The sequence below is a fragment of the Micromonospora sp. NPDC049679 genome, assembly GCF_040659735.1.
Taxonomy (GTDB): domain Bacteria; phylum Actinomycetota; class Actinomycetes; order Mycobacteriales; family Micromonosporaceae; genus Micromonospora_I.
In genome coordinates, this window is the sequence record NZ_JBFANZ010000070.1 from 1 (window position 1) to 13,911 (window position 13,911).

Genomic DNA, 13,911 nt, shown 5'->3' on the forward strand with positions numbered 1-13,911 from the left:
GCCGGTTCGTGCGCTCCGGATTGACGATCCGCCACACCCGGCCGCGCCCCGGATCAGCGCTCCGGGACGCCTGTGATTCCAGCCGGGCAGACGGGCCTGCCCGGCTGCGGTCCGGCGTCGCCTGCCGTCAGTGGTGCAGGAACGCCTGGCGCACCGCGCCGCCGGCCGCCGCGCACCAGGTGCTCGTGGTCACCTTGCCGTTCGGCGTCAGTCCGTGCAGTTTCTGGAGGTCCTGTACGGCCTTCCTGGTCGGGTGGTCGTAATCGCCGGTGATAGCCACGTCTGCGTACCCCTTGTTGTTGAGGATGTACTGCAGTGCGTTCACCGGCAGGCCCGTCGCGTCCTTGTCGAGCTCCGGCGCGAGCGACTCCCACGTCGGAGCGGTCAGAGTCGCGTCGACGTCGACGGGAAGACCGTTACGCGCCTGCCAGTCCTGCACCGCCGCGACGGTGGCGGTGCCGAAGACGCCGTTGATCGGCACGGCGTAGCCCCGGAAGTTGAGCAGATACTGGGCGACCTGCACGACGGGTCCGCCGACGAACTTCCAGATGTCCGGCCAGCGGCGCGCCGGCACATCGGCGGGATCGGTGCCGAGTCCGGCGGCGACGCGGCGGCGCAGGGTGGGGAACTCGCGGTAGAACATCGCACCGGGGCAGAGCGTCGCGCGGAAGTCCCAGTGCCCGAAGATGTCGTGGGCGTGCAGCCCGTACTGCTGGCAAATGGTCACGCACAGCCGGGTCAGCGAGTCGAGCAGGGCTGCCGGCGGTGTCTCGGTGACGTAGGTGCCCTCGTTCTCGATGCCGATGGCCCTGCCGTTCTCGCCCGGGCAGTGCGCGGAGATCACCTGACGCACGCCGCCCTGCAGGGTTTCCAGGCTGCCGCGTCGCCCTTCCAGGACGTACCCGCCCCGGCTCACCGTGAAGTGCTGCCCGGTGTCCGACCAGCCGTTGCGGTCCATGTGCAGGTTCTGACAGTCGCGCGCCAGCTTCACGCCCTGCTCGCGCGAGTAGTCGGTGGTGTTGGGGAAGGCCATGTGATGCACGATGATCTTGTTGGTCATCGCGCCGCTCAGCTCCAGCGGGCCCGATGGCGGGCGCGCGCCCCAACCGTCGCAGCCGATGATCCAGGAGAGATCGGCCCCGGTTGCCGCCCGGGCAGGGGCGGCGGTCGCGAGTTCGGTTCCGACCACCGCCACCGCGGCTGCGCCGAAACCGGCCCGGAGAAGGGTACGGCGATCGAGTTCGGGGTGGTCGAAGGCGGGCATGGCGTCTCCTTTGACGGACCTTCATGAAAAGGATCTTCGGTTCTTCCGACCACCACGGAGAATATTGCCACAACCCGTCGCCGCGCCAGACGTGGTGACGATCCGATCGGGTGACCGCGGGCAGGCGGGGCACGCCCGCTCGATCCGCCGGGATTCATCCGCGCACCGCGACCGTCGAGAGCACCCGCGGCAGGCTGGCCCAGTCCGCGCTGACGACGCTGGCGTGCGCCTTCGCCAGCAGTGCCACCCGGGCGGACGCCTCGGCCTCGGTCGGGTGCGTGGAGTCGATCGGCGGCGCGACGGCGGCCGCGTCCGTCATGATCAGGTGATAGTGCCGGCTGTCGTACCACGCCGCGTCGATCCCGCCCCCGACGTAGGCCGTGGCCGAACCGTCGAAGAACACGAACCATGGCCGGATCGCCGGGTCGGAATAGCGGGTACGCGGGTCCCCGCCGGCCGCGTCCACCACCGCCGGAAACGACCGCGCCGAGCCCAACTTCCCCGTCGCGGCCAGATCACGCAGGTACCGCGCGTACTCGGTGTCCGTCCACAGTCGATCAAACGGGTTCTGCCGTTCGAACGTGCCGGGAATGAGCTCGAGGAGGAACTTTCCGGCGAGCTCGGACGTGGTGGCCCAGTTGTCGGCGAGCGCCGCCTCGTCCAGGGTGCGGTAGGAGCCGAGGAGATCGGCGGGACGATAGATCGCGTCGCCGAGTCTCGTCGCGACCAACCGGTCGAAGTCGGCCGGGCCGAGGCTCACCCGGCTGTCGAACCCGTTCTTGAATTCGACCTTGACGATGATCGGCCGGTGGCCCGGGTGCGCGTCATGCCAGAGCTTCATGTTGGACAGGCAGTCGCCGAGGCCGCCGTCGCGGTTTCCCGTGCGCAGGCCGCCGGAGGTGCAGTTGCTGCTCTGACCGACCAGCTCATGGTTGACCCGCCACTGGCGCGTCAACGAGTCGCTCCACACGTCAAGCTCGATCATGCCCGCGCCCGAGTCGAGCGCGTCGGCGAGGTAGGGGAAGGTGGCCTGCTGGTAGGCGTTGTGCACGCCCACCGTGGTGGTGTGCGACTGGCGTGGCCCGTCGGCCGCACCCGCCGTGCCGGCCGATCCGAGGACGATGAGGGCGGCGACTCCGGCCGCGGTGAAGGCGATTCGCATCCGCATGTGAGGACGGTAATGCGCACTCGATGTATTTAGCTACATCTATGGCGACGTCCACATGGAGAGTGCACGGTTCCCGATTGAACGTCCGGAGAGCCCGACCATACGGCCGGCATCCATAAAGGACTGCCGGTCGTCTTATTGATTGCCGTCACATACCGTGGTTGTTACTATCCCCCCGCCACCGGAGGTGATGGCCACGTTACAGCTGGATGAACTCGTAGGCGTCGGAGCAACCGGTCCGGTGACGGTCCAGGTGGCCGCCGGCAGCCTCGCGGCGCTGGTGGCGCCACCTCCGATCAGCACCGCGATGGCCCGGGTCGTGGCGGGACTCGCGGCTCCGATCTCCGGGCGGATCCGGGTCGGCGAACGCGACGTCACCGACCTGCCGCCGGCGCGGCGCCAGATCGGGTACGTCCCGGCGGGCGGAGCGCTGCTGCCCCACCTGACCGTCCGGAGGAACATCGAATACGGGCAGCTCAAGCGCGAACGGGTACACGCGGTGGCCGACGACTGGGTCGCAACGGTGATCGAGCGTCTGGAACTCGCGCCCACCCTCGGTCTCCTCCCCCACCTGCTCTCCGACGCCCAGCGGTTCCGGGTCGCCGTGGCCCGCGCGGCCGCATGCCTGCCCGAGGTGCTCGTCATCGACCTGCCGGGCAACGCCGGTGGCACCGACCGGCTCAGAGATCTCACGCCGCGGCTCTCCCCGCCGGCCTCGCCGGGTGTCGCGACGCTGGTCTGCTCCGCCGATCCCGCCGTACTCGACGAGATTCCCGACCAGGTCACGGTCGAGGTCCCCGACCGACCCGTCACGGAGCCCCGATGACCCCGCACGGACGGGCGACGCGGCGCACCGTCCTGCGGCTGGCCGCCACCGCGACCACGGCCGCAACGGTTGCCGCCTGCTCGCACCAGCCCCTGCCGACCCAGGTTGCGGTCGTGTGGAGCAGCGACGAGCTGCAGCGGTTCCGTGAGGTCCTGGACGGCTACGACCGGCAGGTGCAGGTGATCAGCGCCGGTGACGACATCGACGCGTTCCTGCGCGCCCGGCACCTCGCGGGCACCAGCCCCGACGTGGCGATCCTTCCCCGCCCCGGGCTGGTCACCGAGTACGCCCAACGGGGCTGGCTGACCGAGCTGGACGACGCGCTCGCCACACGCTTCCCGGTCAACCTCGGCGACCTGCTGCGGGTCCAGGGCAGGCTGTACGGCGTATGGGTGAAGGCCGCGCACAAGTCTCTCCTCTGGCACCTCCCCTCGCTCGTCCCGCAGCCCCTGCGGACGTGGGACGAGTTGGTGAGCCGCACCCACGAACTCGCGGCGGAGGCCAACGGCGCCGAGCGGCCGGCTCCGCTGTCGATCGGCGCCGCCGACGGCTGGGTGCTCACCGACTGGTTCGAAAACGTGTTGGCGGCCGTGACGCGAGAGGAGGACGGCACGTACGAGGCGCTGGCCCGGGGCTGGGCGGACTGGCAGAGCAAGCCGGTCCGTGACGCGCTGGACCTGCTCGCCGGACTGTGGAGCATCGACGGGGCGTTCCCAGGCGGCGGACGGCGCGCCCTGCTGACCCAGCACGAGGAGTCGGTGATCCAGGTGGTGGCCCGGCGACGGGCGGCGATGGTGTTCGGGGCGGACTTCGTCGACGCGGTGGCGGAACGCTTCGGGCGGGGACGGGAGCAGCTTGAATGGTCCCGGTTTCCGACGGTGCGGGGCGGCGCCGGGCCGCTGGTCGTCGGCGGTGACGCGGCGGTGGTGCTGGGCGGCTCCGCACGCGGCGCCGACCTGGTGCGGTGGCTCACCGGGGAGCGCAGCTTCCAGCCGTGGCTCGACGCCGGCGGCTACCTCTCCCCCAACCTCACCGTGCCGCCCGACCGCTACCAGGACACGCTGCGCGGCCAGCTCGCCGCCGAGATCAGGTCGGCCGGGGTCCTCCGGTTCGACCTGTCGGACCGGCTACCCGGCGTCTTCACCGGCTCGGACGGCATGGGCATCTGGCGGATCATGCAGGATTTCTTCGCCGACGTGACGCACGGACGCGTCCCTGGCGCCGTCGACCGCGCCACCAGGCAACTTGCCCTCGCCGCGCGGCAGGCGGCGGGTCGGCCGTGACCGACGTACGGGTACTCGGGGAGATCGCCGTACTCGACGATGTCGGGCCGCCCCGACGCGGACGGGCGTACCCCGCGGCCGGGGCCACCTCGGCTCTGCTGCTGCCGGCAGCGCTGCTCCTCGGCGGCCTCCTGGTCTGGCCGGTGCTGCGGACCCTGCACGCCAGCCTCACCACGCCGACCGAGGGGTTCGTCGGGCTGACCCATTTCCGGACCGCGCTGGGCGCCCCCGACGCCCCGGCGGTGGTTGGCCGCACCCTGATCTGGGCCCTGCTGGTGCCCACGCTGGTCACCGCTCTCGGCTATCTGCTCGCGGCGGCGTCCCGGCGCTCCACAGAGGGTGGCCTGGTCCGGCTCATCCTGGTCGTACCGATCGCGTTACCGCTGGTCGTCACCGGCGTGACCTTCCGCCTCATGTACGACCCGGATCCCGCCCGTGGCGTGGCCACCCTGCTCGCCACGCGGCTGCTCGGGCGGACGGCCGACGAGGCGCCGCAGTTCCTCGGCCCCGGCCTGGTGACGGTGTCGTTGATGTCGGCGTTCGTGTGGGCCTGGGTCGGGTTGGCGGTGCTCGTCTTCCGGTCTGCGTTGGACGCTCTGCCGCCGAGCCTGACCGACGCGGTCCGCGCGTACGGCGGGAACCGGCGGGACGTGCTCTGGGACGCGCAATGGCGACCGTTGCTGCTGCGTACGGTGGCCGTGGTCTTCGCCCTGGTCGCGCTCGGCACCGCCCGGACCTTCGACCTGATCCTGATCATGGCGCCCGGTTCCGTGCGGGATGAGGCGTCGGTGCTCGCGGTCCACGTGTGGCAGACCTCGGCCGGGAGCACGAGCGGCCCGGCGGCGGCCCTCGGCGTGGTGTGGCTGGCCGCCGTGGCGGTCGGCATGCTCGTCGCCGCGCTCTTCGTCCGGCAGGCGTGGCCACCGCCGCGTGGGCCCGATCCGGCGGTCGCCGCCGAGCAGCCGGCGGCGCCCCGGTGGCTGACGCGTCTGGTCGCCGCGCTCGCCGCGATCGCGTGGCTGGTGCCGCTCGGTGTGCTCATCGCGACCTCCCTGCACACGCCGGAGGATGCGGCCGTGCGCGGCTGGTGGGCCGCGGCGGCGCGGCCGGATGCGTACCAGAAGCTGGTGCGCAGCGATGAACTGCAGCGGGCGCTTGTCTTCACGCTCCTGCTGGCCACCGTCGTCACCCTGGCCGTGCTGATCGTCGCGCTGCTCGCCGCGTATCCGCTGGCCTGGCTGACCGGGCCGACCGCCCAGGTCACCGGAGTGCTGCTGATGGGCGCCGCCATCGTCCCGGTGCAGGTGATCGCCGGGCCGGTCAACGAGGTGCTCGGTGCGGTGCTGTCGGCGGGGACGGCCCGCGGACTGGCGCTGGTGCACATCGCGCTGGGCGTGCCGTTCGCGGTGCTGGTGCTGCGCAACGCCTTCGCCGATCTGCCCGCCGAGCAGGTCCGGCGGGCACGGGTGAGTGGTCGCCGGTGGTGGAGCATGGTGTGGTGGCTGGCCCGGCACAACGTCCGCGCGGTGGTCGCGGTCGCCGTGCTGGAGTTCGTCCAGGTCTGGAACGATCTGGTCGTCGGCCTGCTGTTCAGCGGCCCCGACGCGGCGCCGCTCGGCCTGTTCCTGTACGGCCAGACGCGGCATTTCGTGGCGAACAGCGGCGCACTCGCCGCGAGCTCCGTGATCGCCTCCCTCCTGCCGCTGCTGCTGGTGGTCCTGGCCCGCCGGCAACTCGTCGCCGGCCTGGTCTCCGGACGGACCCGATGACCCGGCCGGGACCGCCGGGCGACGGCCTGGGCCGACCGCCCCGGTGGCCCGTGCTGGTGGCCGCCGGCACCCTGGTCAGCGGCCTGGTCGGCAACGTCGCCAGCAACCTGCTGTCGGAGCTCGCCGACAGCGTGCTCGGCCCGGCGAGCATCGTGCTGGCAATCTGCGGCGCGATCGCCTCCGTCCTGTTCGAGCTCCGCCGTCGTCGCGCCGAGCGGGAGAGTGCGGCCGAGCCGCCCGAGACGGTCGCCACCCCGCTGGCCGCGGGGCCCACGCTGCCGTACCCGGCCGGCTTCACCGGCCGCACCGAGCAGGTCACCGCGATCGTCGACGCGGTCCGGCGCGAGCACGCGGTCGCCGTCGTCGGCCGGCGGGCCGTGGGCACGTCCTCGTGCGCGGTCCAGGCGGCCAACCTCTGCCGCGACGACTACCCGGACGGCCAGTACTACCTCAACCTGCGTCGTGGTGACCGGCCGCGGTCGACCCGGGAGGTGCTCGCCGCGCTGGCGCGCATCCTGGGCACCACACCACCACGGTCCAGCCGGCCCGATGATCTGACCGAGGCCGCCGATGCGCTCCGCGGACAACTCGACGGCAGGAAGATCCTGCTCGTGCTCGACAACGTCGACGCCCCGGCGCAGGTGCGGCCGCTGCTGCCCCCGGCCGCCCGGACGTGCCGCCTGCTGCTGGCCGGGGCGCCGACGCTGGCCGGCCTCGACGGCGTGGTGTCGCACTGGCTCAGCGAACCGGACCCCGACGACGCGGTGGAGCTGTTCGCGACCGCCGGCGTGGCCGCGCCGGGCGAACGCAACCGCCGCCCCGATCCGCGAACGGATCCGGCGGTACGGAAGATCGTGGAGTTGTGCGGCCGGCAGCCGCGGACCATCCGCGCGCTCGGCTACCGGACGGCCCGGCATGGTTGGCGCTCGGTCGACCTGCTGGAGACGCTGCGCCGCGCGGTCGACGCGCCCCCGCATCAGCGGGTGCCGAACTCTCCCGCGGTCACCCTGCTCACCGACCGGGACACGGCGTACGCCGCGCTCTCCGGGGGCGCCAAGCGGCTGTACCGGCTGATGTCACTCGGTCCGGTGGCGCTGGACCGGCCGGCGATCGGCGCGCTCGCCGGCCGGCGCCCGGAACGGATTTCCGCGCTTCTCGACGAACTGGCCACGGGCGCGTTCGTGGTCGGCGCGCCAGGGGACCGCTACGAGATCCGACCGCTGCTCGCCGCGTACGCCCGGTTGCACCTGCGTGACGCCGAACCCGCGCGGCGTCGGATCGCCGCCCAGGCGCGGCTGGCCCGCCACCTCGCGCGTCGGGCTGAGCGGCACGCCGCGAACCTGGCCGTGACCGCGTCCCTCACGGGGCGGGAGCAGACGCTGCCCCTCGACGACGATCCGTCGGGGTGGTTCGACCTGAACCAGGAACTGCTGCTGGCGGTCGTCAAGGTGCCGGTCGGCGCGGCGGAGGCGCTGCCGCTGCGGGTACGGCGGTGGTGGTTCCGCCTGGCGGTGGCGCTCTGCGGCTGGTACGCGCACGAGGGCCGCCTCGACGAGTGGGCGGAGGTATGCCAGATGGTGCTGGCGACGCCGACCGCCGACGACCGTCCGGAAATCGCCGGCTGGGCGCACAACGAGCTGGGGGTGCTGCGCCGGCGCCAGCACGATCCGCAGGGGGCCGCGGCCGCGTTGACCCTGGCGGTCGCCGAACGCGGCCGGCGCGGCACCGCCCAGGCGCGGCTGAACCTGGGGCTGGCTCTGCTGGACCTGGGTCAGCTCGATGACGCGGTCGAGCATCTGGAGCTGTCCCGGCGGCACCGGTCGGTCGCGGACCGGGCCGGGCACGCGCTCACCGACCTGGCGCTCGGGGCCGCGCAGCTGGCCCGCGACGAGCCGGAGACCGCCCATCACCATCTGGTCAAGGCCGCCAACACGTTCCGCTCCGTCGGGGACGCCCGGGGATACGCCGCGGCGTTGACGAACCTCGTCCTCGTCCACTCCCGCCTCGGCGAACATCTCGACGCGGCGCAGGCGTGGCGCGCGGCACTGCACGAGTACGACACGGTCCCGGACCCCACCGCGCGGGCGAGCGCGCTGCTCAACGCGGGCGCGACCCTCGTGACCACGACGCCGGCGCGTGCCGGGCAGGCGTACGAGATGCTGGCCGAGAGCCGCAGGCTGCGGGAGCGCTGGCTTCCGACGGCCGGGCTCGGCCGGACCCTGCTGTATCTGGGCGATGCGGCGGAGGTGTTGGGGCGCGCGGACGACGCGCGTCGTCATTGGACCGATGCCGCGGGGGTGTGCGAATCGGTGCGCGACGCCGCCGGTCTGGCGGCGGCCGACGCCCGGCTGCTCGATGGCCGGCACGCCGCGACCGGCACGCCACCGGCCGACGTAGCCTGACACGCGCTGACCGCTATCCCGGCATCTCCCCCGAACCGACCACGTCGAGCCGCCTGTCCGACCGGGCGGGGGCCGGCGTGCCATCCACGCCCACGACGGCCCTCGCCCGACCGGACCGCCGTCAGTTGTCGGCGCGCTTCTGACGGCACGGCACGCAGAAGCGGGCGTGCGGGAGGATTTCCAACCGCTCCCGCGGGATCTCGCCGCCGCACCCCTCGCACACCCCGTAGCATCCCTCGCCGATGCGGCGCAGCGCCTCCGTCACCTCCGCCAGGCTCTGCCGCGTGCTGGCGAGCAGCGCCACGCGCGTGTCCGTCTCCGCCGGGTCACCGGTGTCCGCGGTGAGCTCCGTCAGCCGACCCGTCTGCGCCTCGAACTCGTCGGTGAGCCGCGTGCGCAAGCCGTTGATCCAGTCCTGCTCGGCGGCGCGCTGCCTGTCTATCGTCATCTCTCGCCCCAAAAAGAAAAGGGCCGGAGCCATAACGCTCCGCCCTGGTGGCTGTCTGTACGAGGTGAAAGCCACCACCCGGCGGGCCACGCCCGGCCGGGGTGGGGCTCGGCAGCCCGTACACGACATAACCGGCACCGCGGGCGCATCCCGCCATGGTGCGGGCATCCGACACCCGCTCGGGGGTCGGATCGACCGCAACGGTCGCGCGCGCAACAGCTGATGCCGACGTCACCACCGTGACGTCGGTCCGCCATCGCCGCTCGGCCGGATCCATCCGCACACCATAGGCGTGCCCGGCAAGTCGACCGACCCCATTTCCCGAGATCGCCGGATCGTCATCGCGCGGGTGCCGCGACACTCCGGTGACGGACATGTCGTGCATCCGGGATGGACCACCCGACGCGCGAGATTCAGAATTCTGCTTTACATACAGGATTTCTTTTGCCATGAGAGATGTCCTGTATCTGGAGCAGATCAAGCAGGCGGAAGCCCTGCTCAAGCCGCAGCGCGTCGAGGTGCTACGGCAGTTGGCGGAGCCGCGGACGCGCACCGAGGTGGCGGCCCGGCTCGACCGGACCCCGCAACGCGTCTACTACCACGTGAAGCGCCTCGTCGACGCGGGACTCGTCGACCTGGTGTCCGAACGCAAGGTGCGTGGCATCCACGAGGGCATCTACCAGGCGAGCGCCCGCTCCTACTGGCTGTCACCCCGCCTGGTCGGCCGGATCGGGCTGCGCAAGGCGCAGGACGAGATGAGCCTGGGCCACCTGTACTTCGCCGGGCCCACCGGCGCCGCCACCTTCCACCAGGGCGGACTGACCACGACCCACCGCGCCAGCGGTGACCACCGCTTCGATGCCGGCGCCGGGGCGTTCGCCGGTGAAACCAGCCACTCGTGGTATTACCTGACCGGCGTGGACGTCGCCGGCGGGCCCGGCCCGGACGAAGGTCGGGCGCTGATCCGCGCCGCGCACGCTCGCGGGGTCACGATCGTCGGAGCGACACTGACGCGTTCACGGGCAACGCGGCGGCGCCAGGGATCCGTGTGGTCCACGCCACCGACGACCGGTCCACCGCGACCCATTCCCTCCGCTACGCACCGCGAACGGGCGTATCCGGGCAGGGCAGCAGGCGGCCCGCGCCACGCGGTGCGTACAGTTTCGGGTCGGATCGGGGCAACGAACAAGGACGAAACGGTAGCGGGCATGACGGTGGACAACGACGCACAGCCGCGTCCAGGTGCGGAGTCTGCGGGTATCGACCGGGCCCGCCTGGACATCTGCCTCGATGTATTCGAGGCGCTGGAGGCGTTGCCGCCCGAGCACCCCGACGTGCTCCGCGTTCAGCGGGCCACGGCGAAGCTGTACAAAACGATCAAGTTGCGGCGGCGCCAGGAACGGCGGGACGCCATCCTGTCGGCTGACCGGGCGGTGACGGCGGCCACCGCGACCGGCGCCCCGGGGCGCATCGACGACGAGACCCAGGGCATCCCGCTCGCGTCGGCGACCACGGGCGCCACGGCGGGAATCCTGAACAAGGCGCGGGCCTGCTACATCTGCAAGGAGCGCTACCGCGAGGTGGACGCCTTCTACCACCAGCTCTGCCCGCCGTGCGCCGCGCTCAACCACAGCCGTCGCGACGCCCGGACGGATCTGACCGGCCGGCGGGCCCTGCTCACCGGCGGACGCGCCAAGATCGGCATGTACATCGCGCTACGCCTGCTCCGGGACGGAGCCCACACCACCATCACGACCCGGTTCCCCAACGACGCGGTCCGGCGCTTCACCGCCATGCCCGACAGCGCCGAGTGGCTGCACCGCCTGCGGATCGTCGGAATCGACCTTCGCGACCCTGCCCAGGTCGTCGCGCTGGCCGACTCGGTCAGCGCCCAGGGCCCGCTCGACATCTTGATCAATAACGCCGCGCAGACCGTCCGCCGCACGCCCGGCGCGTACGCACACCTCGCCGCCGCGGAGTCGGCGCCGTTACCGGACGGTCCCCTGCCGGAGCTGGTCACGTTCTCGGGTGCCGCTGCCGGTGGCGGTGGCGACACGGGAACGCCAGCCCTGTCCGCCAACCGGTCGCAATCGCCCGCGATGACCCCCCACGCGCTCACCGCGCTCGCGTTGACCACCGGCTCCGCCTCACTCGAACGGATCGCGGCGTCCACGGCCATCGACGCCGGCGGTCTCGTGCCGGACCTCGGGCCGGTGAACAGCTGGGTGCAGCGGGTGGACGAGGTGGATCCGGTCGAGCTGCTCGAGGTTCAGCTCTGCAACGTGACCGCACCGTTCGTCCTGGTGAGCCGCCTGCGACCAGCGATGGCCGCGGCCGCCGCGCGGCGCACGTACGTGGTCAACGTGTCGGCGATGGAGGGCCAGTTCGGCCGCGGCTACAAGGGCGCGGGGCATCCGCACACCAACATGGCCAAGGCCGCGCTGAACATGCTGACGCGGACCAGCGCCGAAGACATGCTGGCCGACGGCATCCTGATGACCAGCGTCGACACCGGCTGGATCACGGACGAGCGCCCGCATCCCACCAAGATGCGGCTGGCGGACGAGGGCTTCCACGCGCCGCTGGATCTGGTCGACGGCGCGGCCCGCGTGTACGACCCGATCGTGCGCGGTGAGCTCGGCGAGGATCTCTACGGCTGCTTCCTCAAGGACTACGCCCCCTGCGCGTGGTGATCACGCCTCAGCCACCCACCGACCTCGCGGCGCAGCGGTGCCCCGCACGCGCCGGCGCCCCGTCTGGGGGGCACCGGCGCACACTGGTGCGGAATCGGTACGACGCTCCGGTCCGTCGCCTGAGCGCCGACGGGCAGCACCGCCCACATTCGAGCTTTCGCTCTGACGATCAGCCTTCGATATCGCGCGGATCGCGGGCGCGTGGGTACGTGTTCTTCTCCCCGATCGCGCCGTCCTGCTTCTTGATCACATGCTCGACACCGTGATCAACCGCCGTTTCGCGCCCCTGCGACTGCGCGTCGGCCTTGGTGTCGTGCGTGCTGCTGGCACGCTGATTGCCTTCCGGGCGGTTCTTCCACTGCCCGTCCTCGTAATACGTCTCGATGTCGCCCGTCGCCATTACCGGCTCCTCCCTGCTACGCCTCATGGATGCGAGATACGTGCCCCAACCGGGTCACCGCTCAAACGCCCCGCGGTCGCCGCCTGCGAAGCGGCGGGTCCGCACGGTCGCGTTTCTGCGACGGCATCACCGGTCCCGTCCTGACCGCGGGTCCGCGCGCGTCGCGTCGCGCGGCGTCAGCGGCGACCGCGTGGTGCGGCGTGGACGAGCCAGCCGAACGCGGCGCCGACCGCGTACCAGAACAGGTCGGGTGCGTTGAAGGTGGAGCCGAGCACGAGCCGCGCGACGACGGTGCGCCGGGAAAGCTCCGCGGGCACCCCGGTGAGCTGCAGGAGCTCAACGCCACAGCTGATGGCCAGCGCGACGCAGGCGGCCGTCACGGGCCTGATCCGGGGAGCGACCAGGACGACCAGCGTGTAGACCAGCACGGTGTACAGCGCGTCTCCGGCGTACTCGGCGACCGCTCCCTCGGTCACGGCCCTGACCCCCAGCCCCGCGGCCACTGTCACCGCCGCCGCTCCGCACGCCGTCAGACGGGTCCGCGCCGCACCATCAAGCATCCGGAGATCGATCATGTGGGGCAGCGTAGTGACGCGTCACAGCAGGGCTGAAGCTGTGCCCGTGGCGGCCTGATGAACCCCGCAGGGACCGCCGCCGGTGGCGACGGTGCATCCGTGCCCGCTCTTCGTGACGACACCACACTGTGTGGCGGGATCGTGGACATGGCACAGCCCCGAGGGACGGGCCGTGATCGGGCAGGGCTTGCGGGTGCGGGTGGTGGCGCGGCACCGCTGCCGGGCTCCCGCCGGGTCCTCGTCCGTCGCCGACCGCACGGCCCGCTTCGCACCCGCGCGCGGCGTCGGCGCGGTCACCAACCGTGGGATGCCGGCCGCGTCCAACGCCTCTTGCAGGCCGGTGGCCGCCAACCGGTCGGCGCGCTCGTTTTCCGGGTGGCCGGCGTGGCCCTTGACCCAGTACCACTGCACCCGGTGCCGCCCGACGGCGGCGTCCAGGCGCTGCCACAGATCGGCGTTCTTGACGGGCTGCCGGCCGACCGTCTGCCAGCCGTTGCGCTTCCATTTCGGCACCCACTTCATGATGCCGTCCCGCACGTACGTGCTGTCGGTGTGCAGCCGCACCGGCATCGGCCGGGTCAGGCTCTCCAACGCGCGGATCGCGGCCATGAGCTCCATCCGGTTGTTGGTGGTCTCGGTCGACTCCCCGCCACACAGCTCCTTCTCACGCTCGCCGTACCTCAGCACGGCGCCCCATCCGCCGGGCCCTGGATTGCCGCTACACGCACCGTCGGTGTAGATGTCCACGGCCCGCTCGGCTCCCTCGTCTGCCACACCCGGCAACATACCGACCACCGCCCGCTGATCCACATGGGCACGACGGAGATCGACAACAGTGCGGCGGCGTTGTCGGGGCGCAGGCGCGACAGCACGCGCAGCGAGAATGGGATCATGAGCGTCCTGGCCCCGCGCGGACGTACGGCAACGACCGGGCGGCCTGCGTCGGGCTGCGCGTGCTGGACGCCCGTACGGTCGAGTTGACCCGGATGTTGGAGATGTTGGTCTGTTTCGCGTCGAGTTCGGCGACGAGGTGGCACGTGCACAGGGTCTCGTCGGCAAGGAGTTCGACGATGCGGGCGCGGG

10 protein-coding genes and 3 pseudogenes are annotated in these 13,911 nt (G+C 72.0%); 6 read left to right on the forward strand and 7 right to left on the reverse strand.

Features of this window, described 5'->3' with window-relative positions; genetic code table 11:
* Window positions 1-127 precede the first annotated feature (127 nt).
* Together AB0J06_RS25650 and AB0J06_RS25655 are read right to left on the reverse strand one after the other, a co-directional pair.
* Entirely contained in the window at window positions 128-1,264 is a 1,137-nt protein-coding gene (locus tag AB0J06_RS25650; RefSeq protein ID WP_357432138.1) for an N-acetylmuramoyl-L-alanine amidase, read from the reverse strand.
* 154 nt (window positions 1,265-1,418) lie between these two features.
* Window positions 1,419-2,432 (reverse strand): phosphatidylinositol-specific phospholipase C domain-containing protein, encoded by a 1,014-nt coding sequence (locus tag AB0J06_RS25655; protein ID WP_357432139.1) that lies wholly within the window; start codon window positions 2,430-2,432, stop codon window positions 1,419-1,421.
* Window positions 2,433-2,673: 241 nt separating this feature from the next.
* On the opposite strand from AB0J06_RS25655, the gene AB0J06_RS25660 reads away from it, so the two are divergent.
* From AB0J06_RS25660 to AB0J06_RS25675, 4 genes are read left to right on the forward strand one after another with little or no spacing between them, the layout of a single operon-like run.
* Complete coding sequence (locus tag AB0J06_RS25660) at window positions 2,674-3,258, forward strand: ATP-binding cassette domain-containing protein (protein ID WP_357432141.1); 585 nt, start codon at window positions 2,674-2,676, stop codon at window positions 3,256-3,258.
* The gene (locus tag AB0J06_RS25665; RefSeq protein ID WP_357432143.1) at window positions 3,255-4,541 is read left to right on the forward strand and encodes an extracellular solute-binding protein; all 1,287 of its coding nucleotides are present in this window, start codon (window positions 3,255-3,257) and stop codon (window positions 4,539-4,541) included. Before AB0J06_RS25660 ends, AB0J06_RS25665 begins: the two co-directional genes overlap by 4 nt.
* Window positions 4,538-6,310 carry an ABC transporter permease subunit gene (locus AB0J06_RS25670; protein ID WP_357432145.1) on the forward strand — a complete coding sequence of 591 codons (1,773 nt, stop codon included), beginning with the start codon at window positions 4,538-4,540 and terminating at the stop codon, window positions 6,308-6,310. Before AB0J06_RS25665 ends, AB0J06_RS25670 begins: the two co-directional genes overlap by 4 nt.
* The gene (locus AB0J06_RS25675; RefSeq protein WP_357432147.1) at window positions 6,307-8,712 is read left to right on the forward strand and encodes a hypothetical protein; all 2,406 of its coding nucleotides are present in this window, start codon (window positions 6,307-6,309) and stop codon (window positions 8,710-8,712) included. Before AB0J06_RS25670 ends, AB0J06_RS25675 begins: the two co-directional genes overlap by 4 nt.
* Before the next feature lie 121 nt (window positions 8,713-8,833).
* Here AB0J06_RS25675 and AB0J06_RS25680 read toward each other — a convergent pair whose 3' ends face one another.
* Window positions 8,834-9,160: a TraR/DksA C4-type zinc finger protein gene (locus AB0J06_RS25680; protein WP_357432149.1), complete on the reverse strand. Its 327-nt coding sequence runs from the start codon at window positions 9,158-9,160 to the stop codon at window positions 8,834-8,836.
* Window positions 9,161-9,609: 449 nt separating this feature from the next.
* On the opposite strand from AB0J06_RS25680, the pseudogene AB0J06_RS25685 reads away from it, so the two are divergent.
* Together AB0J06_RS25685 and AB0J06_RS25690 are read left to right on the forward strand one after the other, a co-directional pair.
* Window positions 9,610-9,789: pseudogene (locus AB0J06_RS25685) on the forward strand (helix-turn-helix domain-containing protein); the annotation flags it as partial.
* Between the two features lie 579 nt (window positions 9,790-10,368).
* The gene (locus tag AB0J06_RS25690; protein WP_357432156.1) at window positions 10,369-11,853 is read left to right on the forward strand and encodes an SDR family NAD(P)-dependent oxidoreductase; all 1,485 of its coding nucleotides are present in this window, start codon (window positions 10,369-10,371) and stop codon (window positions 11,851-11,853) included.
* A gap of 169 nt (window positions 11,854-12,022) precedes the next feature.
* Here the strand turns inward: AB0J06_RS25690 and AB0J06_RS25695 are convergent, their stop codons facing one another.
* The 4 genes and pseudogenes from AB0J06_RS25695 to AB0J06_RS25710 form a co-directional block, all read right to left on the reverse strand.
* Entirely contained in the window at window positions 12,023-12,253 is a 231-nt protein-coding gene (locus tag AB0J06_RS25695) for a DUF2188 domain-containing protein (RefSeq protein WP_357432152.1), read from the reverse strand.
* 176 nt (window positions 12,254-12,429) lie between these two features.
* Complete coding sequence (locus AB0J06_RS25700) at window positions 12,430-12,828, reverse strand: DUF2809 domain-containing protein (protein ID WP_357432154.1); 399 nt, start codon at window positions 12,826-12,828, stop codon at window positions 12,430-12,432.
* A gap of 321 nt (window positions 12,829-13,149) precedes the next feature.
* Window positions 13,150-13,614, reverse strand: a pseudogene (gene rnhA, locus AB0J06_RS25705) (ribonuclease HI); the annotation flags it as partial.
* A gap of 103 nt (window positions 13,615-13,717) precedes the next feature.
* A pseudogene (locus AB0J06_RS25710) lies at window positions 13,718-13,911 on the reverse strand (hypothetical protein); the annotation flags it as partial.

Coding starts and splice junctions, on each gene's coding strand:
- AB0J06_RS25650 (WP_357432138.1), bottom strand. CDS start 1,264: ATGCCCGCCTTCGACCACCCCGAACTCGATCGCCGTACCCTTCTCCGG.
- AB0J06_RS25655 (WP_357432139.1), bottom strand. CDS start 2,432: ATGCGGATGCGAATCGCCTTCACCGCGGCCGGAGTCGCCGCCCTCATC.
- AB0J06_RS25665 (WP_357432143.1), top strand. CDS start 3,255: ATGACCCCGCACGGACGGGCGACGCGGCGCACCGTCCTGCGGCTGGCC.
- AB0J06_RS25675 (WP_357432147.1), top strand. CDS start 6,307: ATGACCCGGCCGGGACCGCCGGGCGACGGCCTGGGCCGACCGCCCCGG.
- AB0J06_RS25680 (WP_357432149.1), bottom strand. CDS start 9,160: ATGACGATAGACAGGCAGCGCGCCGCCGAGCAGGACTGGATCAACGGC.
- AB0J06_RS25690 (WP_357432156.1), top strand. CDS start 10,369: ATGACGGTGGACAACGACGCACAGCCGCGTCCAGGTGCGGAGTCTGCG.
- AB0J06_RS25695 (WP_357432152.1), bottom strand. CDS start 12,253: ATGGCGACGGGCGACATCGAGACGTATTACGAGGACGGGCAGTGGAAG.
- AB0J06_RS25700 (WP_357432154.1), bottom strand. CDS start 12,828: ATGATCGATCTCCGGATGCTTGATGGTGCGGCGCGGACCCGTCTGACG.